The sequence below is a fragment of the Paenibacillus tyrphae genome (assembly GCF_027925525.1).
GTDB classification, from domain to species: Bacteria; Bacillota; Bacilli; order Paenibacillales; family NBRC-103111; genus Paenibacillus_G; species Paenibacillus_G tyrfis_B.
Genome location: NZ_BSDJ01000034.1, coordinates 17,047 through 42,227 on the forward strand (window position 1 = coordinate 17,047; position 25,181 = coordinate 42,227).

General features: G+C 54.7%; 25 protein-coding genes and 2 pseudogenes. 18 read left to right on the plus strand and 9 right to left on the minus strand.

Annotated features, from left to right (window positions below; all coding sequences use genetic code 11):
* The first annotated feature begins 38 nt into the window (after positions 1 to 38).
* From QMG93_RS28910 to QMG93_RS28920, 3 genes are all read left to right on the plus strand, one after another.
* Positions 39 to 1,187, plus strand: coding sequence for an MFS transporter (locus QMG93_RS28910; protein ID WP_281942751.1), 1,149 nt, complete (start codon positions 39 to 41; stop codon positions 1,185 to 1,187).
* A gap of 31 nt (positions 1,188 to 1,218) precedes the next feature.
* Positions 1,219 to 1,968, plus strand: a complete 750-nt coding sequence (locus QMG93_RS28915; RefSeq protein ID WP_281942753.1) for an arylamine N-acetyltransferase family protein — start codon at positions 1,219 to 1,221, stop codon at positions 1,966 to 1,968.
* Positions 1,969 to 2,054: 86 nt separating this feature from the next.
* The gene (locus QMG93_RS28920) at positions 2,055 to 3,029 is read left to right on the plus strand and encodes an aldo/keto reductase (protein ID WP_281942755.1); all 975 of its coding nucleotides are present in this window, start codon (positions 2,055 to 2,057) and stop codon (positions 3,027 to 3,029) included.
* Positions 3,030 to 3,355: 326 nt separating this feature from the next.
* On the opposite strand, the pseudogene arsC reads toward QMG93_RS28920, so the two are convergent.
* Both arsC and QMG93_RS28930 read right to left on the minus strand, forming a co-directional pair.
* Positions 3,356 to 3,777 (minus strand): annotated as a pseudogene (gene arsC, locus QMG93_RS28925) (arsenate reductase (thioredoxin)).
* 25 nt (positions 3,778 to 3,802) lie between these two features.
* Positions 3,803 to 4,240 (minus strand): annotated as a pseudogene (locus tag QMG93_RS28930) (arsenic resistance protein); the annotation flags it as partial.
* Positions 4,241 to 4,559: 319 nt separating this feature from the next.
* Here QMG93_RS28930 and QMG93_RS28935 point away from each other — a divergent pair.
* Complete coding sequence (locus QMG93_RS28935; protein WP_281942758.1) at positions 4,560 to 5,258, plus strand: DUF4386 domain-containing protein; 699 nt, start codon at positions 4,560 to 4,562, stop codon at positions 5,256 to 5,258.
* Here QMG93_RS28935 and QMG93_RS28940 read toward each other — a convergent pair.
* The 5 genes from QMG93_RS28940 to QMG93_RS28960 all read right to left on the minus strand — a co-directional run bounded on the left by QMG93_RS28940 (position 5,224) and on the right by QMG93_RS28960 (position 8,294).
* Positions 5,224 to 5,493, minus strand: a complete 270-nt coding sequence (locus QMG93_RS28940; RefSeq protein ID WP_309299691.1) for a DUF2306 domain-containing protein — start codon at positions 5,491 to 5,493, stop codon at positions 5,224 to 5,226. The genes QMG93_RS28935 and QMG93_RS28940 overlap by 35 nt on opposite strands.
* A 194-nt stretch (positions 5,494 to 5,687) precedes the next feature.
* Entirely contained in the window at positions 5,688 to 6,287 is a 600-nt protein-coding gene (locus QMG93_RS28945; RefSeq protein WP_281942763.1) for a sterol desaturase family protein, read from the minus strand.
* Between the two features lie 164 nt (positions 6,288 to 6,451).
* Positions 6,452 to 7,072 (minus strand): sporulation-specific diadenylate cyclase CdaS, encoded by a 621-nt coding sequence (gene cdaS, locus QMG93_RS28950; protein ID WP_281942764.1) that lies wholly within the window; start codon positions 7,070 to 7,072, stop codon positions 6,452 to 6,454.
* A gap of 151 nt (positions 7,073 to 7,223) precedes the next feature.
* Positions 7,224 to 7,964: a MerR family transcriptional regulator gene (locus QMG93_RS28955; RefSeq protein ID WP_413789355.1), complete on the minus strand. Its 741-nt coding sequence runs from the start codon at positions 7,962 to 7,964 to the stop codon at positions 7,224 to 7,226.
* 141 nt (positions 7,965 to 8,105) lie between these two features.
* Positions 8,106 to 8,294, minus strand: coding sequence for a YqaE/Pmp3 family membrane protein (locus QMG93_RS28960; RefSeq protein ID WP_010500852.1), 189 nt, complete (start codon positions 8,292 to 8,294; stop codon positions 8,106 to 8,108).
* A gap of 224 nt (positions 8,295 to 8,518) precedes the next feature.
* Between QMG93_RS28960 and QMG93_RS28965 the strand changes: the two genes are divergently transcribed.
* From QMG93_RS28965 to ptsP, 9 genes are all read left to right on the plus strand, one after another.
* Entirely contained in the window at positions 8,519 to 10,639 is a 2,121-nt protein-coding gene (locus QMG93_RS28965; RefSeq protein ID WP_281942769.1) for a BglG family transcription antiterminator, read from the plus strand.
* Positions 10,640 to 10,670: 31 nt separating this feature from the next.
* Positions 10,671 to 11,117 (plus strand): PTS sugar transporter subunit IIA, encoded by a 447-nt coding sequence (locus QMG93_RS28970; protein ID WP_281942771.1) that lies wholly within the window; start codon positions 10,671 to 10,673, stop codon positions 11,115 to 11,117.
* Positions 11,114 to 11,377 carry a PTS sugar transporter subunit IIB gene (locus QMG93_RS28975; RefSeq protein ID WP_216792927.1) on the plus strand — a complete coding sequence of 88 codons (264 nt, stop codon included), beginning with the start codon at positions 11,114 to 11,116 and terminating at the stop codon, positions 11,375 to 11,377. The genes QMG93_RS28970 and QMG93_RS28975 overlap by 4 nt, the downstream gene beginning before the upstream one ends.
* A gap of 20 nt (positions 11,378 to 11,397) precedes the next feature.
* The gene (locus QMG93_RS28980) at positions 11,398 to 12,693 is read left to right on the plus strand and encodes a PTS ascorbate transporter subunit IIC (RefSeq protein ID WP_281942775.1); all 1,296 of its coding nucleotides are present in this window, start codon (positions 11,398 to 11,400) and stop codon (positions 12,691 to 12,693) included.
* A gap of 64 nt (positions 12,694 to 12,757) precedes the next feature.
* Complete coding sequence (locus QMG93_RS28985; RefSeq protein ID WP_281942777.1) at positions 12,758 to 13,750, plus strand: phosphotriesterase; 993 nt, start codon at positions 12,758 to 12,760, stop codon at positions 13,748 to 13,750.
* A 12-nt stretch (positions 13,751 to 13,762) separates the two neighbouring features.
* Entirely contained in the window at positions 13,763 to 14,503 is a 741-nt protein-coding gene (locus QMG93_RS28990; RefSeq protein ID WP_281942779.1) for a creatininase family protein, read from the plus strand.
* Positions 14,504 to 14,524: 21 nt separating this feature from the next.
* The gene (locus tag QMG93_RS28995; protein ID WP_281942781.1) at positions 14,525 to 15,259 is read left to right on the plus strand and encodes an SIS domain-containing protein; all 735 of its coding nucleotides are present in this window, start codon (positions 14,525 to 14,527) and stop codon (positions 15,257 to 15,259) included.
* A gap of 49 nt (positions 15,260 to 15,308) precedes the next feature.
* Positions 15,309 to 15,578, plus strand: coding sequence for an HPr family phosphocarrier protein (locus QMG93_RS29000; RefSeq protein ID WP_281942783.1), 270 nt, complete (start codon positions 15,309 to 15,311; stop codon positions 15,576 to 15,578).
* Entirely contained in the window at positions 15,578 to 17,323 is a 1,746-nt protein-coding gene (gene ptsP, locus QMG93_RS29005; protein ID WP_281942785.1) for a phosphoenolpyruvate--protein phosphotransferase, read from the plus strand. The genes QMG93_RS29000 and ptsP overlap by 1 nt, the downstream gene beginning before the upstream one ends.
* Positions 17,324 to 17,417: 94 nt before the next feature.
* On the opposite strand, the gene QMG93_RS29010 is transcribed toward ptsP, so the two are convergent.
* Entirely contained in the window at positions 17,418 to 18,212 is a 795-nt protein-coding gene (locus tag QMG93_RS29010; RefSeq protein WP_281942787.1) for an SDR family NAD(P)-dependent oxidoreductase, read from the minus strand.
* A 40-nt stretch (positions 18,213 to 18,252) separates the two neighbouring features.
* The gene (locus QMG93_RS29015; RefSeq protein WP_281942789.1) at positions 18,253 to 19,263 is read right to left on the minus strand and encodes a helix-turn-helix transcriptional regulator; all 1,011 of its coding nucleotides are present in this window, start codon (positions 19,261 to 19,263) and stop codon (positions 18,253 to 18,255) included.
* 456 nt (positions 19,264 to 19,719) lie between these two features.
* On the opposite strand from QMG93_RS29015, the gene nikB reads away from it, so the two are divergent.
* Genes nikB through QMG93_RS29040 form a run of 5 tightly spaced genes read left to right on the plus strand, consistent with a single transcriptional unit; the run spans position 19,720 to position 25,150 of the window.
* Positions 19,720 to 20,652 carry a nickel ABC transporter permease gene (gene nikB / locus QMG93_RS29020; protein WP_281942791.1) on the plus strand — a complete coding sequence of 311 codons (933 nt, stop codon included), beginning with the start codon at positions 19,720 to 19,722 and terminating at the stop codon, positions 20,650 to 20,652.
* Positions 20,653 to 20,710: 58 nt separating this feature from the next.
* Positions 20,711 to 21,532 (plus strand): nickel transporter permease, encoded by an 822-nt coding sequence (gene nikC / locus QMG93_RS29025; RefSeq protein WP_281942793.1) that lies wholly within the window; start codon positions 20,711 to 20,713, stop codon positions 21,530 to 21,532.
* 51 nt (positions 21,533 to 21,583) lie between these two features.
* Positions 21,584 to 22,420 (plus strand): ABC transporter ATP-binding protein, encoded by an 837-nt coding sequence (locus QMG93_RS29030; RefSeq protein ID WP_281942795.1) that lies wholly within the window; start codon positions 21,584 to 21,586, stop codon positions 22,418 to 22,420.
* Positions 22,421 to 22,454: 34 nt separating this feature from the next.
* The gene (locus QMG93_RS29035; RefSeq protein WP_281942796.1) at positions 22,455 to 23,489 is read left to right on the plus strand and encodes an ABC transporter ATP-binding protein; all 1,035 of its coding nucleotides are present in this window, start codon (positions 22,455 to 22,457) and stop codon (positions 23,487 to 23,489) included.
* On the plus strand, positions 23,486 to 25,150 hold the full coding sequence (locus QMG93_RS29040; protein ID WP_281942798.1) for a nickel ABC transporter substrate-binding protein: 1,665 nt from the start codon (positions 23,486 to 23,488) through the stop codon (positions 25,148 to 25,150). Before QMG93_RS29035 ends, QMG93_RS29040 begins: the two co-directional genes overlap by 4 nt.
* Positions 25,151 to 25,181 lie beyond the last annotated feature (31 nt).

Below are 25,181 nucleotides of genomic sequence, written 5' to 3' on the forward strand. Positions count from 1 at the left end.
CAGCTTAGAATTTGACTGCATCAAGGAGGAAACAAAAGATGGAGCGTCTATGGACCAAGCCGTTCATTCAGCTGACGGCAGGCATGCTGTTTCTGTTCACGGGCTTTTATTTGCTGCTGCCGACGATGCCGCTGTTCATCAAGCAATTAGGCGGCAGCGAGTCGCAGGTTGGATTTGTCGTCGGAGTATTCACGCTGTCTGCGGTTATTTTTCGTCCGATTGTCGGAGGCTTGCTCGACCGGTATGGCCGAAGGCCTTTTATCGTATGGGGGCTGCTGCTCTTCGTCGTGGCGATGTATTTGTACAGCTGGGTAGGCGGGATCGTCGTTTTGCTTGCGCTGCGGATTGTACACGGCATGAGCTGGGCGCTGTCTACAACGGCTGTCGGGACGGCCATCACGGATGTGATTCCGCCCGCAAGGCGCGGAGAGGGGATGGGCTGGTACGGGATGGCGATGACCGTAGCTATGGCTATCGGGCCGATGCTTGGCATATGGATGCTGCAAAAGCTTTCTTTCCAAGGTCTGTTCCTGTACGCTACCGGCTTTGCGGCTGTGGCTCTGCTCCTGGCGCTTGGAACCAAAATACCGTTTCAACCGAAAGCGGGCGCCGGGCGCATTCAATTGGTCGAAAAGTCGGTATTGTCCGTGACGGTGGCGATTTTCTTTTTGGCCGTTCCATATGGAGGCATTACGACCTTCTTGCCGCTTTTCGCCGAATCGATCAAGGTGAATCCGGGTACTTTTTTTCTGGTTTACGCCGTGGCGCTGACGCTGATTCGCCCCATCGCCGGGAAGCTCTCGGACCGGTACGGCGAGTCGTTTATCATTGTTCCGGCGCTTGGGACGACGATGGCGGCGCTGCTCGTATTGAGCTTTTCCAGCGGGCTGACCGGCGTGATCGTCGCGGCCGTTTTGTACGGGATCGGATTCGGTTCCGCGCAGCCTGCGCTGCAAGCGGCGACGCTGCGTCTGGCGCCCGCGGACCGCGAAGGGGTGGCCAACGCCTCGTTCTTTACCGCGTTTGACCTAGGGATCGGACTCGGGGCGATCGTGCTCGGCTGGGTTTCCCAGCATACGGGGTACCAGGCCTTGTTCACGGTTAGCGCCGTGTCGGTGGCGGTTTCGTTGATCCTGTTTGCCGTATTCGTAAGACAGCTGCTGCGCGCCGTGGTGCCGCAGAATTGATTCCAAACATGAGAAGCGGGAGGTAAGCACGATGGATATAAATCTTTATTTACACCGCATCCAGATGGCAGAGCCTGTTCAACAGACCTTGGAAAGCTTGACGCAGCTGCAGAAGCGGCATGTGACCCGAATTCCTTTTGAAAATTTGGATATTCTGCGCGGCATTCCGATCACACTTCAGTCCGGCGACCTCTTCGATAAACTTGTCACGCAGCGGAGGGGCGGCGTCTGCTATGAATTAAACGGACTGTTCAGCGAGCTGCTGCGCCGAACCGGGTTCGAGACCCATATGATAGCCGCAACCGTCTATCGGGGAGATAGCCAATGGGGGACGGAAGGCTCGCATGCCACCAATCTCGTTCGTTTGGAAGGACGTCCATATTTGGTGGACGTCGGCTTTGGCGGCAACTCCCCGCGTCGGTCGATTCCCATGACCGGGGAGGAGATTCAAGAGTCGGACGGCTTCTATCGGATCAGATCGTACGCTGAGCTGCAGAACGGGTATGTTCTGGAGAAAAAGGAGGACCGGGACTGGGTCATCCTGTATAGGTTTGATCCGGAACCGAAGCAGCTCGAGGATTTTGCCGAGGTGTGCGATGTGACGCAATACGCCCCGGAATCGCCGTTCAACAAGGTTTATTTCTTGATGAAAGTGACGGAGGAAGGCCGTATGACGCTGTTCGATCATTCCTTGACCGTAGTCGACGGCCCGAATAAAACGAAAGAGACCATCGAAGCCGGCCGCATCGATGACATTTTGGACCGCTTTCTCGCTCCCTAATTCCGGTGCACCGTTGCAGCAGCTCCCAAGCATGACATATAATAACGACAGACTTACGAGAACAAGGCAGAGGAGCGTACATACGTATGAACAAACCGATTCCATTGCATAGACACGGATTTCCCGCCAGCCGGATCGTGCTCGGCTGCATGGGGCTCGGCGGAAGCTGGGACCGGGAGCCGTACACGGCGGAGCACGTCAAGCAGGCGCACGAAGCGGTGGAGGCGGCACTCTCCGCAGGCATCAATATGTTCGATCACGCGAATATTTACACCAAAGGAAAGGCCGAGCAAGTGTTCGGTCAAGTGTTGAAGGAGCGTCCCGACCTGCGGGAGCGGATCATTATTCAATCGAAATGCGGCATCCGCTTCGAGGAAGAGGGAGTTCCGGGGCGGTACGACTTCTCGAAGGAGCACATTGAAGCGAGTGTCGACGGGATTTTAAGCCGGCTCGGCATCGAGACGCTGGATATTTTGCTGCTGCACCGGCCCGATCCGCTGATGGAACCGGAAGAGGTGGCGGAAGTGTTCCAGCGGCTGCACGAAAAGGGCAAAGTGAAAGCGTTCGGTGTCTCGAACATGAGCGCGGCGCAAATCCGCTTCCTGCAGTCCGCGATCCGGCAGCCGCTCATCGCGAATCAGCTGGAAATGAGCCTGCTCAAGCTGGACTGGCTGGATGCAGGCGTGCATTTGAACCAGCCGCAGGGCACTGGCGTCTCGTTCCCGGAAGGGACGATGGAGTATTGCCAGATGGAAAATATCCAGATCCAGGCGTGGAGCCCGCTCGCACGAGGCTTGTTCACAGGCGGCGACTTGTCGGGACAGCCGGAGTCCGTCCGGACCACCGCAGCCTTGGTCAGCCGTATGGCCGAGCAGAAGGACGTCTCGCCCGAAGCGATCGTGCTCGCATTTCTGCTGCGCCATCCCGCAGGAATCCAGCCAGTGATCGGCACTGTGACTCCTGAGCGTATCCGCGCGTGCGGCGAAGCGGAGCGGGTGACGCTGACGCGGGAAGAGTGGTATACGCTCTACGTCACCTCCCGGGGCCGCAACATGCCTTAACGGGCGGTCTGCATTCCGGCGAAAATCGTTATAATCGAACGTTTCCTTGAGAAACGACTCGTTCCATGTTAAGTTGTTTTGAACATGAACGAGAGGGTGACCTTTGGCCGATGATTTCTTAATCCTTGTTTTTTGTCGCACTTTGCCTCCTATCCGGAAGACGGATAGGGGGAATACCAGCGAAGCTGATACCACCCCGCAAAGTAGATGTAATTAAATGGGAAATAAATGAAGTCGGAAATCTTCGATTTGTCTCATCGTTCCCAAGGTGTTAATAGCCATACAAAAAAAGCGTACCATTACGCTGCACGCTTTTTTCTGCAATTTTACCGACCTTCGGCAAGAAACTTTTCCATACGCGACTTAATCGCATCCCGAACCGCTCGAAATTGGCTCATGATTTCTTTCTCGGTGCCGGTGGACTTGGCTGGATCATCGAAACCCCAATGCCATTTCACGACATGTTTATTCGAAATCACCGGACAATGTTCGTCCGCATGGCCACATAACGTAATCACATAGTCAGCCCGAATCTCCGGATCGATGACATCCGATGTATGGCCACTAATATCGACACCGGCTTCCTTCACCACCTGGACGGCACGAGGATTCAGTCCATGTGCCTCCAACCCGGCGCTTTTTACTTCGTAGCGATCATTACCGAGCGCCTTCAATCAGCCATCCGCCATTTGACTGCGGCAAGTGTTTTTGTACAAAGGAAATAAACGAGTTTTTTGTTATCTGACATGGTGAGTCCTCCTGTTTATGTTAACGAACACCCCGACGGCAACGGCAATCGCCAGCTCGAAGTTGTTCCCCGAGGCGGTAAATGCCAGTGAAGAAGTGACTGGATAGCCAGCCCCGGCTTTTTTGCCCATGAAAAACGAGATCAGGAACATGACGACAAAGTAAATCAAGAGCGGAATCGCGATCCTCACGACATCACCCGCCGCGTATTCGGCATCCCCTTTGCACAAATCGTTCCACACGATAACCATTGCGATACAATGGGCTAAACCGATCATAATCAGGCCGACCATGTATTCCGTATAGCCTTGGAGAAAAATAATGGCCAAGAAAAACATTAAGAGCGGGCCAATGATCCAGTTTTGAATCAATGAAATGGTTATCGAGGTGGTTCCGACTTGAAATTCATTCAAACCGGCGACAAAGTTCGGAAATACGTAGCCCAGGCCAATCCCTATCGCCACACCCCCTTTACTCGCATGTAACCGTCAGCCCTTGTTGCTCTAATTTCCGCAGCTCCTCGGATAGATCGGGCAAATGGGACAAGGCATAGCCAATTTCCTCTAACCGTTTCTCTTTGATCGATATAGAACACCCATTGCCCCTTTCTCGTTTCGCGGACCAGTTCAGCCGTTTTCAGACGGCTTACATGTTTAGAAATGGCTGGCTGTATCGCTGTTCTCTTCCATGGCGATAGAGGCCTAACCATACTAAAGTATCTGTTTTACCTTACCTTTTCCTGTCATATTATTATAAAAGGTAGGTATTATAGGGAGGTTAAATATGTTGAGTAAGAGTGCAATTTCAGGTAGAAGGTCTGCAGTAATTACTGGGGTGTTATTAATAACCGGGTTGGTTACAGGTATATTTAGTGTTGTTCCTGTTATAGATGGAGCAGACTACCTTGTCAAGGCTTCTACAAATGAAAATCAGGTACTTGTAGGAGCGTTTTTCCAGTTGCTAATGGTCGTTGCATATGTTGGTATTCCTATTTTGATGTATCCGATTTTAAGTAAGCATAATAATGGTTTAGCTCTTGGATCTGTTGCTTTCGGCATCATTGCGGGTGTGTTCATTATTTTTGGTGTAATCATTCTTCTGTTGCTATTGACATTAAGCCACGAATTTGCAAAAGTTGGAACTCTGAATGTATCGTATTTTCAGACCCTGGGTGGGTTGTTACGGGAAGGACGTGATTTGGTGAACCATGTGGCAACGACACTGGCATTTGTTTTGGCTATGCTCTTGTTTAACTGCATATTTTACCAAATAAAATTAGTTCCACGTTGGTTGTCAGCTTCGGGTCTTATTGGGTCTACATTGTCCATATTGGCAAGCTTATTATTTATGATTCGCTTCATCGGTCTGGATGCAACCTACATGATGTTGAACATTCTGATAGCCTTTCAACAATTGGTTTTGGCTATATGGCTAATCATTAAAGGATTCAACCGGGCGGAACAGGATTCTGTACGTCGTTGATCGATATTTTATGGACCGCCATAAACGTGGCAGCGATCCACAACACATCGAGCAAGAAAAAGCCAAGCCCCGAGACCCATCCGCCCGTTGCATGCCAAGCCAAAAAAAGATTAACAAGACCGCTTATCGTAATGGAAAGCACATAGGCATAGCCAAGCAGCAGGTGGCGGCTTCGCCGCTTCATACCTGCGGGCTTCAGGAAAAGCTGGAACGGACCGATCACCAGCGCCAACACGGCTGTAACGATATGGATATACAGAAAATAAATCCACGGCTCCAGGTGAAAATCGGGACTTCTCAGCTTTTTCTTGATGAAATCGGCAGATAGAGGGCTGTTCAGGCCGTATTGAAAGACGGCATAAGTCCAATCGCCAACGCCAATACGATTCTCCTCTTCAGACGATCGAGTCCGTCCGCTTGCCCCCCGGTTTACATGTTCTCTGTGCTGCTGCCCAGAGAGCGCTTCGCCGCTTTGGCATCCGGCGCCACTTTGTTCGTCCCCATAACAACGTCCATAACCGGGTTGGATACGCCGTACCAGGCTTGCTCATCCAAATAATGATGCAGCAAATGCTTCTTTTTCAACCATTTGCCCCACGGTGTGAGAGGTACGATAGGGCGATGGGATACGAAATGCTTCCATTGATAGTACATCTGGCAGACGACCGTCCCGAAGACGACCGACAAAGCCAGATGAAGCTCTCCCGTCAGCGCCCAAAAAAGCAGCAGCAGCAAGGGATACGTCACGACCTCGTACCAGACGGAACCGAACAAAAACCGGTCGTCGTTCGGATGCTGATGGTGCGCCACGTGCCCTTCATATGCCTTCGGAAGCAGGCGGGGGAGTTCATGCATGATATACCGATGCACGATGTATTCGATCAGTCCGAACAGCACGATTCCTCCCGCAATGGCGAGCCATGTCAGTGAAGAACCGTATGTGATGCCTACCCCCGTCCCGCTCAGTACAATCAAGATCATCAGGAACACGATTAACCGGAATTGCAAAAACTCTAGAACATACTTCATTCGTCATACACCTCATCCGTCGTCGCTAGAGCCTTTCGAAAGCGGGCCCGCATAAAAGGCATCTCTTTGTAGTATATATACAAACCTTTAGACGGCCCCGGACGGAGAAGCCCTTCAAATCGGGTACAAATTTCATGGGAAAAATGGAGAGAGAGTATTTTTGCTTAAACGGGTGAGGGAATCGAGAAAGGGTAGAGATGGCCGTTCAGGCAAAAGGAGGTTTTCCCGGTCTCCTCGGATACGACGATGATTAACGCATCGGTCCGCTCCGACAGTCCGATGGCGGCGCGGTGACGGGTTCCCAGCTTTTGATTGGGGAAGGTTCGTTCGGTCAGAGGGAGGATGTTGGCTGCCGAGACAATCTGGTCGGAGCGAATGAAGACGGCCCCGTCATGGAGCGGGCTGCCCGGAACGAAGATGGACTCCAGTAAGGAACTGGTAATTTCCGCGGACAGAAGGATGCCTGGAGTGATCCAGGAATCGATGTTGTCTTCCCGCTGGATGACGATGAGGGCACCTTGACGTTTGAGACTCAGGTGGTTCACCGAACGGGAAATCTCTTTATACTTGCTCGTATAGGGCGACAGAAAACAGTTCAAATAATAGGTTGAAGCAAGCGCTCCCGTCTTGGAGAACCGCTTGGAAATGTGCTCGATCTCGTTAAGCAGACACGTGTTGACCTCGTCCAGGCTGGAGACGACCTGTCCGATGCTGTCAAGGATATCGGTCAATTGTTCCTTAAGCTCCTTTTTTAAAGGGGAAACGTCACAGTCCAAATGCTCCATCTGCGAATCCCATCCTTTCCATGGTTTAGCTTAACCGATCCAAAAAGCGATTATTCGAGGTTTGTTGATGCGAGGGAGGAAGGATAGGAATCAATAACGAAAAGGCAGCCCCGAAATCATCCGGGAATGACTTGCGGGACTGCCCATCATACTATTTCCGGTTCGTATCCGCATAAACGGCCATCGCATCGCGCATAAATTTCGCCAAGCCCTCTCCGAAGCGGTCGATGTTTTTGGTAAAACGCTCATCATCGACATACATTTGCCCCAAGCATTTAAAGGCTTCGAGCGAGTAAGAGCCCATTTGGTTCAATAGATCGTACCATTCTTTAATGGCCGTCTGCGCCTCCGCGGAATCCGGCGAGCCGCTGCGAAGTTCGGCAAGCTTGGCGTAGATCCCATTCATCGTTTGGGCCATAGCTTCCTGTTCGTCCTTCGACATGGAGCCGGCATTGGCATTGGCCTTGTCGACCGCTTCATCGCCCCAGCGTTCGCGGGCTTCTTGCTCGTAAGGATTTCGGCTAAAGTCAAAGCCTTCGAATTTTTCTTTTGTCGTCATCTGAATTTCTCCTTTCGCATGACGAATCGTTTTATCGATCGTCGCGATCATTTTGTCGAGTTTGCTGCGTTTGTCGAGCAGCATGTTCCGGTGCAGTTCCAGCGCTTCCATACGGTCAAAGGAAGGACGGTGAATAATTTCTTTGATTTTTGTTAAAGGGAAGTCAAGTTCTCTGAAAAATAAGATCTGCTGCAGCATTTCGAGATTTTCGTCGGAGTACAAACGATATCCGGCTTCCGTCGTCCCATCCGGGGTCAACAGCCCGATCGCATCGTAATGATGAAGTGTGCGCACACTGATGCCGACTAAATCCGCAACCTCTTTCACCTTCAAGGAAACGTCGCGACCTCCTTTCAAGAATCACTATAGAGTATAACGTAACGTTAGAGTCAACAACAAAATGCAGCTCGATAAAACAAAAAAACACTTCCGATGAGAGAAGTGTCTTTGCGACGATCCGCTTCCTGTACCGAATTACCGGTACATGTTCCGGGACATTCGTTCCATCCGTTGATCCTGCTTGCGCTCGTGAACGACCAGACAGGCATGAATGGCGCCCGGCAGCCAGAAGAACAGCGTCAGAATGAAATTGAGAAGGGCCTGTATCGGTTTTCCGCAAAATAGAACGGCGACAGGAGGAAGCAGTATAGCCAGAAGATACATTCGAAAAACCTCCTTTTAGGTTCGTTATTCTTTTATACGAGATTAGAATATGAAAAGTTTCTGGATTGCGACAGTGCAATTTTTGCACGGAACGGACGACAATAGTTGTTCTGTTTATGGCGCAAAGGCCAATTGTATAATAAGGGTGTCAGATAACATACTAGATTGGAAAGATAGACTGACGGAAGGGGGGATGGGCGATTCTGGACCAAAGGCGCGCCGGCATGCTCGCCATGCTGCAGGAAACCGGAGATTACGTGTCCGTCCGCGAAATTATGAAGAAATTCGATATCTCCAAGCGGACGGTCTACTACGATCTGCAAGCCGTCAACGAGTGGCTCTCGGACCACGGACTCGCCCCTGTCGACTATGTTCGCGGCCGGGGGTACCTGCTGCCGGAGGAAAGCCGCTCCCGCATCCCTTCCATGGCGCATGAAGTTGAGAAGGACGACTATTACTTGTCCCCGAAGGAACGGAAAGCCTGGGTGGCGATTCAGTTGCTCACCCGCAGGGAACCGCTGTTCATGCAAGAGATCACGGACTTTTTGCTGGTCAGCCGCGGAACCGGGTTGAACGAGCTGAAGCAGGTGAAGAAAGAGCTTGCCGCTTTTCAGCTTGAGGTGATGTTCGATAAAAAGAACGGTTACAGCGTCGAAGGGAAAGAGGTCGACCAGCGCAAGGCGCTATCGTATTTTATGTCCCAAGTGCTCCATCACGTCAGTTGGAAAAGCTTCGTGTCGCAGTTTCAAGGGCTGGTCAATGCCAACGTGGTTCACCGCAAGCTTCCATTCTTCCAAGAGGAACAGCTCGCGGAAGTGTACGAGCTCGTCACCCGCTGCGAGAAGACGCTTGGGCTGGAATTCACCGACGATATGGTGTTTAGTCTCACCACAAGGCTGCTCGTTTACGCGAACCGGCTCCGGCAGGGACACCGCATTACACTCGATGCCGATGAAAAAAAAGCCTTGAAGCAAACGCCGGAATACACGGGCTCTGTCCAACTGGCGGACGAGCTTGGACGCCTGTTCGACCTCGAATTTCCGGAGGATGAGGTCTGTTACTTGACCCTCCAGCTGTTGGGGGCGCGGGTAAACAGGGCAAGCGGCGGGGAGGTGTTGGCCGATCCCGACAAGGATGCCGACGCCGACGAAACCGTCCTGCTGTTAAGGCGATTGATCCGGCAGATGATCGATTTGTTCGAGCGGCATGCTTGCGTTTTTTTTCAACACCGCGACGAGTTGGAGCAGCGGCTGCTGATCCATTTGAAGCCGGCCTATTACCGGATCAAATTCGGACTGGAGATCGACAATCCACTTGCGGAAGCGATGAAATCAAAATATGGGGAAATATTCGAGATTTCAAGAAAGTGTGTCAGACCGCTAGAGGAGCATTTGGGCAAGCCGGTCGACGACAATGAGGTCGCCTACTTGGCGATGCATTTCGGAGGCTGGATGCGCCGGGAAAACGCCATGCCCGTCCGGCGGAAAAAGGCGGCGATCGTATGCGTCAACGGCATTTCCGCCGCGCGCATGCTGAGAATTCAGCTGGAGCAGCTATTCCCGGCACTGGATATTGAAGCGGTCTTGTCGCTCCGGGACTATGAGTCGTTTTCGGTAGAATCGGTGGATCTGCTGTTCTCGACTGTTCCGCTGCAGGATAGCCCGGCGCCGGTGTTTACGGTGCATCCCATTTTATCGGATGCCGACAAGGCACACCTGCTACATCAGGTGAACCGGGTTTCGGGGCAAATGGATGCGCCGCAGGGCCGCTCCGCGCAGGCGATTCTGGAGATGGTCCGGAAGTACGCCCGGATCTCGGACGAAGAAGGTCTGCTGCGGGAGCTCCAGCGCTATTTGTCCGCCGGACGCGCTCCGGCGGCGGAGGAAGAGAAGCCCTCACTCGCCAGCTTGCTAGCGCCGGAGCACTTGGTGCTGCGGAACGAGGCGGCCGATTGGAAGACCGCGATCGAGCTGGCGGCCGAGCCGTTGCTGCGCAGAGGCTTTATTGAACCGCGGTACGTGAAAGCGATGATCGCCAAAGTCGACAGCTACGGACCGTATATCGTCGTTAGCCCGGGGGTGGCTATCGCTCACGCGAAGCCGGAGGAAGGCGTCCTGCGGCTCGGCATGAGTCTGCTGAAGCTGGAGCGCGCCGTCCCATTCGGTCCGGAGGCCCGCCATCAAATCCGGCTCGTGCTGGTGCTCGCCAGCGCGGACGGCGAATCGCATTTGCGGGCGCTGTCCCAACTGACGATACTGCTGCGGGAGGAAGAAACAAAGGATATCCTTCTCAAGGCACAGACCGCCGAACAGCTTGCCGGACTGATCCGGCAGCACACGTCATAGCAAGGAATCGTAGCAGGGAGGAGAGAAACGGATGAAATTTTTGGAAAGGGAACTGATCGGTCTCGATGTGGAGGTGCAATCGGCGGAGGAAGCGATTCGAGCCGCCGGCTCGCTGCTCGTCAGCGGGGGAGCGGCCGACGCCTCCTACGTCGAGGCGATGGTGAAGGCGTACCGCGACAAGGGGCCGTACTTTGTGCTCGCACCGCACATCGCCTTGCCGCACGCGAAAGCCGAGGACGGTGTCCATGAGGCGTCCGTCGCTTTTGTCCGGTTGAAACAGTCGGTCGTGTTCGGCCATCAAACGAACGATCCGGTGGATCTGGTTTTCGCGCTCGGTTCGGCCTCCAACGCCGACCATATCGCCTTGCTGCGCAGGCTGACGCTGCTTCTGAACGACCCGAACCATGTGCAGTGCTTCAGAGAAGCCAGAAGCTCGGAAGACATCGAAAACATCATCTTGAGGAGGAACGAAGCATGAAAATCTTATGCGTATGCGGTTTAGGTCAAGGAACGAGTCTTATTTTGCGGATGAACGTGGAAAGCGTGCTTAGGGAGTTGGGTGTGAGCGCCGATGTGGAGCATACGGACGTTTCTTCGGCGTCCGGCATGTCTGCCGATCATATCATTACCAGCAACGAGCTGGCGCAAAGCCTGCAGGGGCACTCCGCCAATATCGTGATTGTGAACAACTATTTCGATCTGAACGAGATTAAAGAGAAATTGAAAGACACCATCTAATCCTTAAAGGGGGATTTTACATGGAAGTCATTTTTTGGATCGCGACCAACGTCTTCGGTACGCCGGCCATTTTGCTCGGATTCATCGTACTGGTCGGTCTCCTGCTTCAGAAAAAAACGACAAGCCAGGTGATCAGCGGGACGTTCAAGGCCGTCATCGGCTTCCTTATCATCGGGGCGGGAGCGGGCGTTATCGTCAATGCGCTCAATGTATTCGAGCCGATGTGGAAGGAAGTGTTCGGGCTGCAAGCCGAATCGCTCGGCCAATTTATGGGGCAGCAGACGTTCAACTCCAAATTCGGAAGCGCGGTCACGCTGGCGATGTTCATCGGCTTTTTGATCAACGTCCTGCTCGCGCGGTTCACCAAGTTCAAGTTCATTTACTTGACCGGTCATATGATGTTCTGGACGTCGACCGTATTCGCGGGCATCGTGGTTCATTCGGCAGGCAACGTTTCTTTCGGCAAGCTGGTCTTGTTCCTATCGATTATTCTCGGTCTGTATTGGACGCTGCAGCCTGCGCTCACCCAGCCATTCGTCCGCAAAATTACGGGCAACGACAACATCGCTCTCGGGCATACGTCGGCATCGGTTGCGCTGCTTGGCGCACTGCTCGGCAAGTGGTTCGGGAACAAAGAGAACGACGCGGAAAAAATCAAAGTGCCGAAGGGCTTCGAGTTTCTACGAGACTCCAACGTCATTACGGCGCTCAGCATGGGGCTGCTGTTCCTGATCGGCGCGATCGTCGTAGTCATGAAAGACACGCCGGGTGCAAAAGAGCTGGTCGCCAAAGCGGGCGAGCAGAACTTCATCATCTACGCGATGCTCCAATCGCTCACGTTTGCCGGCGGGATTGCAATCGTTCTCATGGGCGTGCGCATGTTCATCGGCGAGCTGGTGCCGGCGTTTAACGGGATCGCCACCAAAATCGTTCCCGGCGCGAAGCCCGCGCTCGACTGCCCGGTTACGTTCCCTTATGCGCCGAACGCCGTCATTCTCGGATTTATGGGAGCTTTTGTCGGGGCCTTGATCTGGCTCGTCGTGCTCGGCAACACGGTCGCATACATCTTCGTGCCGACAATGATCGTGCTGTTCTTCCACGGCGCTACGGCAGGCGTCTTCGGCAACGCGACCGGGGGAGCGCGCGGCGCGGTGCTCGCCGGGTTTGTTACCGCAACCGTCGTCGCTTGGGGACAGTACGCGATGGTCAAATTTTTCATCGCTTCGACGATCCCGGATACGGCCATGTGGGCGGCAGACTCCGACATGTTTATTATCGGGCCGATCATCAGCCTGCTTGCGAAGCTGCTGTTTTAACCAAAATCGCCATTCGGCCCCGGCCGGTTCGCCGGCCGCGGCGCGATAAGGAGGTCACAGAGAGATGAGTTTCGTTCGGACTTTGCGTGGAGATATCCCTAAGGAACAGCTCGGCTTTACGTATTCCCACGAGCATATCGTTTGCCGTCCGGCTTTCTGGGCGGAGCGGGGAGAAGACGACCTGCTGCTGGATGACAAGGAAAAATCGAAGCTGGACGTGCTGGACTTCAAACGCCACGGCGGCCAAACAATCATCGACGCCACAGCGGTCGATTACGGGCGCGACGTCGATGCGGTGTACGCCATCATGGAGGAAACTGGCGTTCAGATCGTCGGCACGGCCGGCTTCAACAAAAGCTTTCTGTGGAACGCCAAAGTGAAGGAAGAGCTGAAGCCGATTATCGGCAATTACAACACGTACTACGAGTGGATCGATGCGAAAAGCATTAACGAGCTGGCGGATTTCGTCATCCGCGAGGTAGAGGAAGGGCTGGAAGGAACGCCGTTCAAGGGCGGTCAAGTGAAATTCGGCACCGGCTACAACCGGATTACGCCGCTGGAGGAGAAGACGCTGCGGGCCGTCGCCCGGGCGCACCATGAGACGAAAGCGCCGGTCCACTCCCATACGGAGGTCGGCACAATGGGGCTGGAGCAGATCGAGCTTCTGCGGAGCGAGAACGTGAATCTGGCGTACGTCAGCTTCGGCCACATGGACCGGAATCCCGATCCGTATTACCACGAGCAAATGGCTAAAACCGGTGCTTATCTGTGCTTCGACGGCATTGCCAAAATCAAATACGCGCCGGAGAGCACGCGGATTCATCTCCTGCTGGAGCTGGTGCGCAAAGGGTACGAGAATCAGATTCTGATCAGCGGCGATACGGCCCGGAAAACGTACTACAAACATTACGATTATGGGCTTGGCTTGGAATATATCATCGCCAAGTGGGTGCCGCGCTTTCTCGACGAGGCGAACAAGGCCGGGTTCGATGGGGATGAGCTGGTGGAAAAGTTTTTCGTGACGAATCCGGCGAACTGCTTCGCCTTTAAACGGTGAGGAGGGGCGGTCATGCAGTTGCAATACGAAAATTCGTTTGACGTCAAGGAGAAAATCGTCCGGGCGCAGGCTGCGATTCTGCCGATCGGCGCTGTGGAAGCGCACGGACCTCACCTTCCGTTAGGGACGGACAATCTGCTGGCGGAGCGGCTGGCCGCCAAGCTGGCCGAACGGACCGGCAGCTTCGTGCTGCCGACGCTGCCTTACGGTCAGGTATGGAGCCTGCGCCATTTTCCGGGCAGCATCAACGTATCCAACGAGGCGCTGATCGCCTTGCTGAGCGATATCGGGGAAAGCTTGTTCCGGCAAGGCTTCCGCATCTTCATTATGCTGAACGGCCATCTCGGCAACGCGACGGCCTTGAAGGAAGCGGCCCGCAAGCTGGCGGAACGGGTACCCGAGCTGAAGGTCTATTATTTCTTTTATCCTGGGGTAAAAGACATTACGGCGCAGGTCCGCGAGTCTTCCAGCAGTCATGCTTCGTATTTTCACGCTTGCGAGATTGAAACCTCATATATGTTGTACATGGCCGGCGAGCATGTCGACATGAGCCGGGCGATCTGCGACATCCCGGATATCGGGGTGGAGGCCGACTGTACGCCTACCCCGTGGGAGACGTTCACTTCGACCGCCGTCCTCGGCGACGCGACGCTGGCCACCTCGGAGAAAGGGCGAGCCATTCTGGAGACGAGTCTCGACGTGATGACGCGTATCGTGAACGATGCCAAGCAGCGGCATCAACCCACACCCTAAAGAAAGCAGGTGAAGGCAGCTATGATCCAAACGTATTTCAATCATATCCGGCACATGCTGAACCAAGTGGAAACGACCGAAACGGACGCGATGCGGCAGGCTGCGGAACGGACGGCCGACTGCATCATTGGCGGAGGCGTCGTTCATTTGTTCGGATGCGGACACTCGCATATTTTGACGGAGGAAGTGTTCTATCGTGCGGGCGGTCTGGTCCCGATCCGGCCGATTTTTGTGGAGCCGCTCATGCTGCACGAAGGGGCGGTCCGCTCCTCGGAGCTGGAAAGACAGAACGGACTGGCCCGTACGTTTATGGAGGAGCAGGACATCCGTCCCGGCGAAGTCGCTTTCGTGCTGTCCACCTCCGGGCGAAATCCGGTTCCGGTCGATGTCGTGCTGGCGGCGAAGGAAAAAGGCGCATTTACGATCGGCATCACCTCTCTGGAATATTCGCAGAGCCAGCCTTCGCGGCATACGAGCGGCAAGCATCTGTACGATGCCGCGGACTTGGTCCTTAACAATTATGCGGTCAAAGGCGATGCGGTGTTGAACCATCCGGACGTTCCGATCCCGTTCACCCCGACATCCACGGTAATCGGAGCGGCGCTGCTCAATGCCGTGCTGGCTTCGGCCATCGAACGGATTGCGGAGCGAGGGTTCCAGCCGCCGGTTTTCCTAAGCGGCAACATTGACGGGGCCGACCGCCACAATGCCGTCCTGATCGAACGGTACAAGGAACGCATTCCGCTTTTGAACTAATTGATATCCTATTAAATATATAAACATTATAGGTTAGGAGGCATGCCGAATGGTGGCAAAAGATATAATCATACGAAACGAACAAGGCTTTCACGTCCGGCCGGCCCAGCTGTTCGTAGACAAGGCTAACGAGTTTCGCTCGGACCTCAAGGTGCGTAGCGAAAGCGGCGAAGAAGCCGACGGGAAAAGTATGCTGGACCTGATGACCCTTGGGCTGGAGAAAGGCGCCCGCATCGTGTTGGAAGCAAGCGGTGAGGACGAGCAGGAATGCCTGCAGGCGTTGGCGGAGCTGATCGAAAGCAAGTTCGGTGAAACGTGATGAGGGAGCAGCGGATTTCAGGCATTGGCGTATCGGAAGGCGTGCGGATCGGAAGCGCGCTGCGGTATTCGCCGGGAGCCGCAGCAGGCATGGAACTGGAGCGCGAAAGTATCGGTCCTGACGAAGTGGCAGCGGAAACGGCAAAGCTGCGGCAGGCGAAGGAGGCCTGCGCGGCGGAGCTGCAAGCAATGGTGGAGCGGACGAAGCGGACGCTCGGGGAAGACAAAGCCGGAATTATTGCGGGCCAGCTGCGGTTTCTCGACGATCCCAAGTTTTATCCGGCGATGGAACGGAAGGTCGTAGAGCTGCATATATCGTCGGATCGGGCGGTCCGGGAGGTCACCGAATTTTACGCGGCGCGGCTGGAAAGCATGGCAAACGAATATATGCGGGAACGCGCGGCGGATATCCGGGACATCGGGGGCCGCCTGCTGTCCAGCCTGCGCGGAGGGGCTGCGGTCCGACTCTCGGAGCTTCGCGAGCCCGTAATTCTCGTCGCCGACGATCTGGCGCCGTCGGATACGGTGCAGCTCGACCCGCGCGTTGTGCTGGCCTTCGTCACGCGGGTCGGTGGGAAGACGTCGCATACGGCGATTTTGGCCCGGTCGCTGGGCATTCCTGCGGTCGTCGGCGCGGGTGATGCGTTGGACGCCGTCCGAGACGGCGAGACATTGGTCGTCGACGGAAGCGCAGGTCTGTGCGTCCGCAACCCGGAGGACGCTTACCTCCGGGAGGCGGCGGAGCTGCAGAAGCAGGAGCGTGCGCTTAGGGACGAGCTTGAGGCGTTCCGCTCCCGCCCGGCGGTAACCGCGGACGGGCGGCGGGTGGAGCTGGCCGCCAATATCGGCACCGTTCCCGAGGCCGAGGCGGCTGCGGAAGCGGGTGCGGACGGCATCGGGCTGTACCGGACGGAGTTTCTGTTCATGGGTGCGTCGCGGCTTCCGGACGAAGAAGCGCAATATGCCGCATACCGGCGTGTCGCGGAAGCGATGGCGGACCGTCCAGTCATCATCCGTACGTTAGACATCGGCGGGGACAAGGAGCTTCCGGCGCTGGAGCTGCCCAAGGAGACGAACCCGTTTCTCGGCTACCGCGCCATCCGGATCGGCCTCGATCGTCCCGAGCTGCTGAGAACGCAGCTCAGAGCGATTTTGCGGGCAAGCGCGCATGGCCGCGTCAAGATCATGTTTCCGATGATCTCCAGTATGGACGAATGGAGAAAGGCGAGAGGGGCAGCGCACGAGGCGATGGAGGAGTTGCGCCGCGAGGGCGTCGATTTCGACCGGAATATCGAGCTGGGCATCATGGTCGAGGTTCCGTCTACGGCGGTGATGGCCGACAGCTTTGCGTACGAGGTCGATTTCTTCAGCATCGGGACGAACGATCTCGTCCAGTACACGCTGGCCGTCGACCGGATGAACGAGAAGGTTGCGGAGCTGTACGATTATTTCCACCCGGCGGTGCTGGAGCTGATTCGCCGGGTGATCGAAGCCGCCCATCGGCACGGCAAGTGGACGGGGATGTGCGGCGGCATGGCCGGCGATCCGCTGGCGGCGCCGCTCCTGCTCGGGCTCGGTCTCGACGAGTGGAGCATGGAAGCGGGAGCGCTGCCGAAGGTGAAGCGCGCGCTCGCCCAACTGAACGCCGAGACGTGCCGGGAGCGGGCGCAGCAGTGGCTGCAGCTTGCTACCGCGGCCGAAGTGCGAAGCGAGCTGGAGCGTTTCCGGGCGGAGTTGGAGGACTGAGCGCCCGCTTGTTGTGAAAATAGTTTGAGGACGTATCCCAAGCTGCGAAAATGCGCGGGAACGTCCTCTTTTAATATCTGAAATAGAAAAAATGTTAAAAAATAGTCGGCACCATTCCTCCATCCATACGGATTGGAGAACCTTTAAATGCGGAGGCATAAGGACTGCATACAAATGCAGCTAGTCTACCTATTTCAATAGGCTTGATAAATCGTTGAATCTCAGATTGAGGCAGGTTTGTCGTCATAAATTTTTTCTCTTTCTCCGAAAAAGTCAGATCTTCATTGGGGTACATACCTTCAATGATTTGATACACATTTTCGGAGAGTGTAGGTCCTGGCAGAATCGTATTGACTGTAACTTCTGTTCCTACTGTTAATTTGGATAAGCTTTTGGACAATGATAACAGCATGGATTTTGTCATACAATACTGGGGCATTTGTCCCGAAGGCATAATGGCTTCTTCGCTCGCAATAAAGATAATGCGGCCGTAATCATTTTTCAGCATTTTAGGTAAATAAAATTTGGATAGCCCGTTTGCCGCAAGAACATTCGTACGGAAGTATTTTTCCCATACTTCGTCGTCTACGTCCTCATATTGCATAATTTCGTAAATCCCCATATTGTTAACTAAAATATCAACGTTGGGGAATTTTTCAAATAAAGCTTCTCTTTGTTGAATATCCACAATATCGGCTGCGGCATTTTGAGGAGAAGTAGCCGGAAAATTCGACTTCATTTCATCTACAACTCGTTCGACCTCTTCATAATTTCGTCCGTTAATTAGTACATGAACACCTTCTTTGGCAAGTTCAATGGCAATTGCTTTACCTATACCTTTCGTTGATCCTGTAACTAAAGCCGTTTTATTGTTTAATCCCATATCCATAGAACATTTCTCCTTTTCAGCTACTTTAGAATTGGTTTAGCTAGTTCGTACGTAAATGTTCGTTCCGCCAACTAGAAGGTGTATCGCCTTCCCAGAGGCGAAAGGCGCGGTAGAACGAGTTCTGGTCTTCAAATCCAATCAAGAAAGCCACTTCTTTAATATCGAGCGAGGGGTCTGCCAAGTACTCTCGTGCCTGCTCATGTCTAGCTTGGGTCAACAGATGCTTGAAGCTCGTATTTTCGTCAGTAAGCCGGCGCTGCAAGGTACGATCGCTCATACCCAACTCCTTCGCGACAGTCCGAATATCGGGACGCCCTCCGGTAAGGCTGCGTTTCATGACCCATTTGACCGTCTCGGTAATGGAGCGACTGCGCTGCTGTTCATCCAACGATCGGTCCAGAGCGGGGGTCAGGATCTCCAGCAACTCTTCGTTGTACGTGACAAAGGGGCGGTCCAGATCTTTTCGATGCAGCGTCAACCGGTTACATTCTGCGCCAATCCGGATAGGGCAGCCGAAGTAAGCTTCAAGAGTCTGTACATCGCCCATGGAGTGCGAGAATTCGACGAACCGTGCCGTCAAAGGTTGACCTGTGCCCCGGCGCCCAAGCTCCAGAAGATAGGCCAGCGTGATCCCAACCAGCAGCGGCGGGCCGGGTTGCTCGGCATCCAGCCATTCCAGTTCGATTGTACAGCGCTCGCCCTCCTCGGTGATACGTAAGCTTTCAGGGGGACATAGTTGTTTGTACCGAGCCATTCGGTTGAGAGCGTCGCGGTAGTCACGAGCGTGGTAAGTCGCCAAGACGGCTGGCGGGTACTTTGCTGTTTCAAAGACGGTCACAAGCTTGACGATTCCTTTGGCCGTGTCACCAATGAGGTCGGAATAAGCTTGCCAGATCGCGAAATATTGAGCGGTGGTGACTGCCAGTTCAGTAATAATGGTGAGCGGCAGTCGTGCTATGCGAGCTACGTCGTGGGCGGCAATCCCTAATTGATGTAATCCTGCCCAAAATCCCGGCGGGATTTTAATTCGGTCAGAGGAATGAGACTTCATATATATGGGCCTCCTTTGGTTGCTTGCATATTCGCTGGTTTTGGTTACGACCCGGTGTCCGGCCTAATTGAAGGGACAGCTATTATCGTACTTCCCCTAGGTCGCTCTGTAACTAGCGGAAGGCGACATTTTACTTGCCAATGACGCCAAATCTTAAGTCCACCTAAGAATACTCTTAAGTCTATTAAGGTGTCTACCTTAACATACATGGAAAAGAAAGCCTGTTCGAGACGGTGGAGAACGTGCGCTAAGTTTTTTAAGATTGACAATTCGCAGTGGAGCAAGCTAAGATAATTGATAGTAATAATTACGAATTAAGTATCGAAATTTGCTTCCAGACTTGCTGTAATGACATAGTTTAATCGAGGCGGGCCAATGAAGTATGTTTTAAGATCGACCATAATCGTAATTATTACTTATAAATTATCGATCCCGGCAGCTTAGAAAGTGGTGAGCATGATAGCTTATTTTTTGCGGCGGGTGTTGCATATGATTCCGGTATTCCTCGGTGTCACTTGCATAACCTTCGCGCTCATGAATTTGACCCCGGGCGATCCCGCTGAAATTATGCTGCGGGGAACATCGGGCGTGCAGCCTTCGCCAGAAGCGATCGATGCGGCCAGAGAAGCGATGGGGTTGAACGATCCCGTGTACAAACAGTACGCGGCTTGGTTATGGCGTGTGGTTCATCTGGATCTCGGCCGTTCATACAGCAGCAATCTCCCGGTTTGGCAGGAGCTGACGGACAGACTTCCGGCAACGCTGCTGCTCGGGATGTGGGCGCTTGCGGCGATGCTGGCCATCTCGCTTCCGCTTGGAATCGGTTCGGCGCTATATCCGCATTCGTGGGTGGACCGTTTGGCAAGAGTCGTCGCGATGCTGAGTATTTCGATGCCGGGCTATTGGCTCGGTCTGCTGCTTGTGTATTACGGCTCGGTCAAGCTGAAGCTGTTTCCGGTCATGGGCATGGACGGGTTCCGGAGTGTAGTGCTGCCTGCGCTCACGCTGGGGATCGGGATGGCAGGCAACTATATCCGGGTGATTCGCTCCGGTCTGCTGGATGTGCTTGGCACCAGTTACATCAAGGCGGCACGGGCCAAAGGCTTGCAGGAAAGCCTCGTCATCGGACGGCATGCCGCAGTCAATGCGCTGCTTCCGGTGATGACGATGCTGGGCATCAACATCGGGGGGCTGCTCGGCGGATCGGTGATCGTCGAGACGATTTTTTCTTGGCCGGGTATCGGCAAATTTGCCGTCGATGCGATTTTTAAAAAGGATTTTATTGTCATTCAGGGGTATGTGCTGCTGATGGCCGTATTCGTCGTCAGCGTCAATCTGGCCGTCGATTTGTGCTACCGGATGATCGACCCGAGAATCCGGCTGCGCTGAGCAGCAACGCGCGGAGAAGCGGCCTATGCAAAAAAGAAACGAAAGGAGAGCATCCGGCATGAAACGGGGGCGCAAAATTCCGGGCAATGCCGCAATTTGGATCGGCGGGCTGATCGTGATCGGTTTTATCGCGGTCGGCATCTTTGCGCCGCACATCGCACCCTGGGACCCGCTGAAGGTAAATCTGGACATGAAGCTGACCGGACCTTCAGCGAATTACCTTTTCGGCACGGATCAAATGGGGCGGGACATTCTCTCCCGTCTGATGTACGGAACGCGCACCTCGCTGTTTTATTCCGTCGCCGTGCTGGGCGCGATGCTTGCGGTCTCCGTGCCGGTCGGAATCGTCGCCGGTTACGTCGGCGGTAAAGTCGATCAGATCATCATGCGGTTTATCGATATTCTGCTCGCTTTTCCAAGTCTGATTCTGTCTCTGGCGATTACAGGCATGCTCGGGCCCGGCTTGCTTAACCTACTGCTGGCGTTCGCTTCCGTCTGGTGGACGAGCTACGCGCGCATTATACGGGGCATGGTGCTGCAGATCAAGGAAAAGGACTACATAACGGCGGCGCGGGCAGGCGGTGCGACGCACTTGCAGATTATGCTGCGTCATGTGTTGCCTCATGCAGTGAGCCCGATTATCGTGCTTGCTTCGGTGGAGATCGGGACGATTATTTTGTCTGTGTCCGGCCTCTCGTTCCTCGGTCTCGGCGCACAGCCGCCGACTCCCGAATGGGGTGTGATGCTGAGCGATTCGCGGCCGTACATGCAGACCGAGCCACAGTTGATGCTTTTTCCGGGACTGACTGTGATGATCGCCGTATTCGGCTTCAATCTGGTCGGGGAGGGGCTGCGGCGAATGCTGCGCGGCGCAGGATAAGCACGTAAACGTGAGGCAACAATACATGTCCTGAGCAAGGGGGGGATCGCGATGTCGGTAACGATGCAAGAGACAGAAGCGCGAGTCAAACGGTGCCATACGCAGGAAGCGGCAGAAATCCCGGCGATCCTGCGTATCCATCGGCTGAGCATATCGTTTCATGCTCCAGTTGTGCGTGCCGTGGACGAAGTTAGTCTGGAGGTGAAGGAAGGGCGGATCGTCGCGCTCGTCGGGGAAAGCGGCAGCGGCAAAAGCACGCTGGCCCAAGCCGTGCCCGGCCTGCTCGACCCTCGCCGGCATACCGCCGACGGGGAAATTTGGCTGGACGGCACGGACCTCCGCCGGCTGTCCGTGAGGGAACTGCGCCGGTACCGAGGCAGCTCGGTGGCGATGATTTTTCAGGACCCGGCGAATGCGCTGAATCCGGTTCTGACGATCGGCAGACAGCTGATCGAAACCATCCGGCGGCACCGGAAAGTGCAAGGGGCCGAGGCCAAGAAACTGGCCGTCGACCAGCTGTGCCGGGCAGGGCTGCCGAAGCCGGAGACGCTGCTGCGGAGGTTTCCTTTTCAGCTGTCCGGGGGCATGTGCCAGCGCGTGATGATCGCTATCGCCCTGGCCTCCGGAGCCAAGCTGCTAATCGCCGACGAGCCGACGACCGCGCTCGATGTCACGGTTCAGGCGCAAATTTTGCAGGAGCTTGACCGGCTTAGGAGGGAGACCGGCATGGGGATCTTGCTTATTACCCACGACTTGGGCGTCGTGGCCGAAATCGCCGACGAGGTCTATGTCATGAAAGGAGGGCGGATCGTCGAATCGGGCCATGTGTTCGAAATATTTGCCCATCCGCGGCATGCCTACACCAGAGAATTGCTTGAAAGCAGGTAAACGGGGGGAGCTTGGAAAGGGGGGCAGGACCGTTGTGAGACTGATCGAGACGGAAGGACTGACGAAGGTATATCAACGGGAGGGGCGATGGTTTCCGTCCGCAAATGATGCTATGCCAGTCGTGGACCGGGTCAGTCTCCATGTGGACAAGGGGGAGACGCTCGGACTCGTCGGCGAAAGCGGCAGCGGGAAGAGCACGCTTGCCCGTCTGCTGCTCGGGCTCGAAACGGCGACCGAAGGCCGTCTGCTGTTCGGCGGGGAAGATGTGACCCGGTGGGGATTCAAACGGCTGCGGACGATCCGCAGCAGGATGCAGATGGTGTTCCAGAACAGCTATTCCTCGTTTGATCCGTTGTTTACGGTGGAACGAATTGTCGGCGAGCCGCTCAGCAGTTACGGAGGCATGGCAGCGCTGGAACGCAGACGCGTCATACTGGAGAGTCTGAACATGGTCGGATTGGAGGCGGCCTATGCGAAGCGGTATCCTCACGAATTAAGCGGCGGGCAGCTGCAGCGGGTAAACATCGCGCGGGCGCTCGTTCTTCAACCGGAGCTGCTGATCTGCGACGAGCCGTTTTCCAGCCTCGATTTCAAGCTTCGCCGGCAAATCCTGACGCTCCTTGAAGAGCTGAAGGTCCGCTTCGGCCTGTCGTATCTGTACATTACTCACGATTTATCGTCCGTTTCCCGCTTTTGCGACCGGGTCGCCGTGATGTATAAGGGGCAAATCGTGGAGACGCTGCCAGCGGCCCGTATCGCCGAAGAGGCGATTCATCCGTATACCCGTTCGCTGCTGGACGCGGTTCCAGTGCAAGATCCGAGGCTCAGGCGGAGCAGGACAGGGAGGCCGTTCGGAGAACCGGCTCTGTCGCAGGGGGAGAGAGTTACGCAGGGCTGCCGGTTTTGCAGCCGTTGTCCTGCCGCAATGCCGGTCTGCTTTACGGTCGAGCCCGTACTCGAAACGAAGCGGCCGTCTCACCAGGCGGCCTGCCACCTCTTTGCGAATGAAGTCGGAGGGAAGGCCGATCAAACATTTCAAATCGTTAAAGAACAGGGGCAACTAAGATGAAACAGAACCGTGCAAGCCGCAGCAAACGATTTTTTGCAGTAAAAACCGTCTTCATCTTATTAAGTGCTCTGCTCGTGTGCGTTACCGGCTGTGCGGCCAGAGGCACAGGCGGTGCAAGCCGTACGGCTGACGGAACCGGAAGCGCCGGGGCACCGGGCGATAAGCAGGTGGTCGTCGCCATCGCTTCCGATCCGGGGATCGACCAGCTCGATGCCGGGACTTACAAAGGCTCGATTCAGGTGCATCCGATGATTTACGACTCCTTGGTCGAATACGGCGAGAAAGGCGAGATTTTGCCTTCGTTAGCCGAATCGTGGACCATCTCCCCCGACGGCAAGGAATATACGTTCAAGCTGCGCAAAGACGTGAAATTTTCCGATGGCACCGAATTTAACGCGGCGGCGGTCAAGTTTTCGTTCGAGCGTTGGTCCAAGGACCCGGCCAATTCGTCCATCAATGTGGCGAAGGCGCTGCAGGAAATTACGCCCGTTGACACGCACACGGTCAAGATGACATTTAGCCAGCCGTTTTATCCGTTTCTGACCGAGCTGACGTATGCCAGACCGGTGCGCATTCTTTCTCCTTCGGCCGTTGAGCCGGCGGGCGATGTCAAAGGCAAGTTCGTTAAGCCCATCGGCACCGGCGCGTGGAAGGTCGAAAGCTATACGAAGGACCAGCAGGCTGTGCTGGTGCGAAATCCCAACTACTGGGGGAAAGCGCCGCTGCTGAACAAAATCGTGCTGAAGGTCGTCAACGATCCGCAATCCCGCCTGCTGGCGCTGCAAAACGGCTCGGTCGACATTTCCGGCGGGCAGATGGGCAAAATTGCGCCGGAGAGTATTCAGGTCGTTCAAAAATCCGATTCGTTAACCGTGCAATCCGCTCCGGGTACGAATTCGCATTTTGTCGTCTTTAATGGCTCCAACCCGTACTTGCAGGATGTGAACGTCCGCAAGGCGATCAATCTGGCTGTCAATAAAAAAAGCATTGTCGACAAGCTGATGGGTGGTATGGGCAAGGAAGCGCAAGGCTTGTTCCCGGCTACGGTGCCTTATGTGACCGCAGAGAATATCCGATGGTACGGCTATGAGCCGGAGCAGGCGAAGCAACTGCTTAAGGAATCGGGCTTTGCGGATACGAACAGCGATGGCATCGTCGAGAAAAACGGCAAGCCGCTCGAATTGAATTTTGTGCTGCAGCAAACCGAGTTCCCGGAATGGAAATCGATCGCCGAATTTGTCCAGTCCCAGCTTAAGGAAATCGGCATCGGCGTTAACCTGAAGGTGCTGGAAGCGAATGCCTATTACGATGCGCTGTGGAAGAACAAGCAGTATGATATGCTCATTTACCGCACCTATGCGGATTCCCAGAACCCCCATTTTTTCCTGCTGTCCTTGTTCCATCGTTCGGCCAATGCCCCTGCTGTCGCTTGGTCAGATCCGCAATTGGAGGCTTTGATCGACGAAGCGATGGGAGCAATGGATGCCAAAATAAGACAAGACAAGTACGACGCGTTGTTCGGCCGGATGTTCGAGCAGGCGATGGTTCTGCCGGTTTATTACCCGGATGAGATTTTCGTCGTCAATAGCAGGGTCAAAGGCTTTAAGCTTGGACAGACTGCTTACTTGCCGGTCGTCTGGAATGAGCTGGATGTCAAGTAACGACATAATATCGAAAAACTTCAAGGAGAGA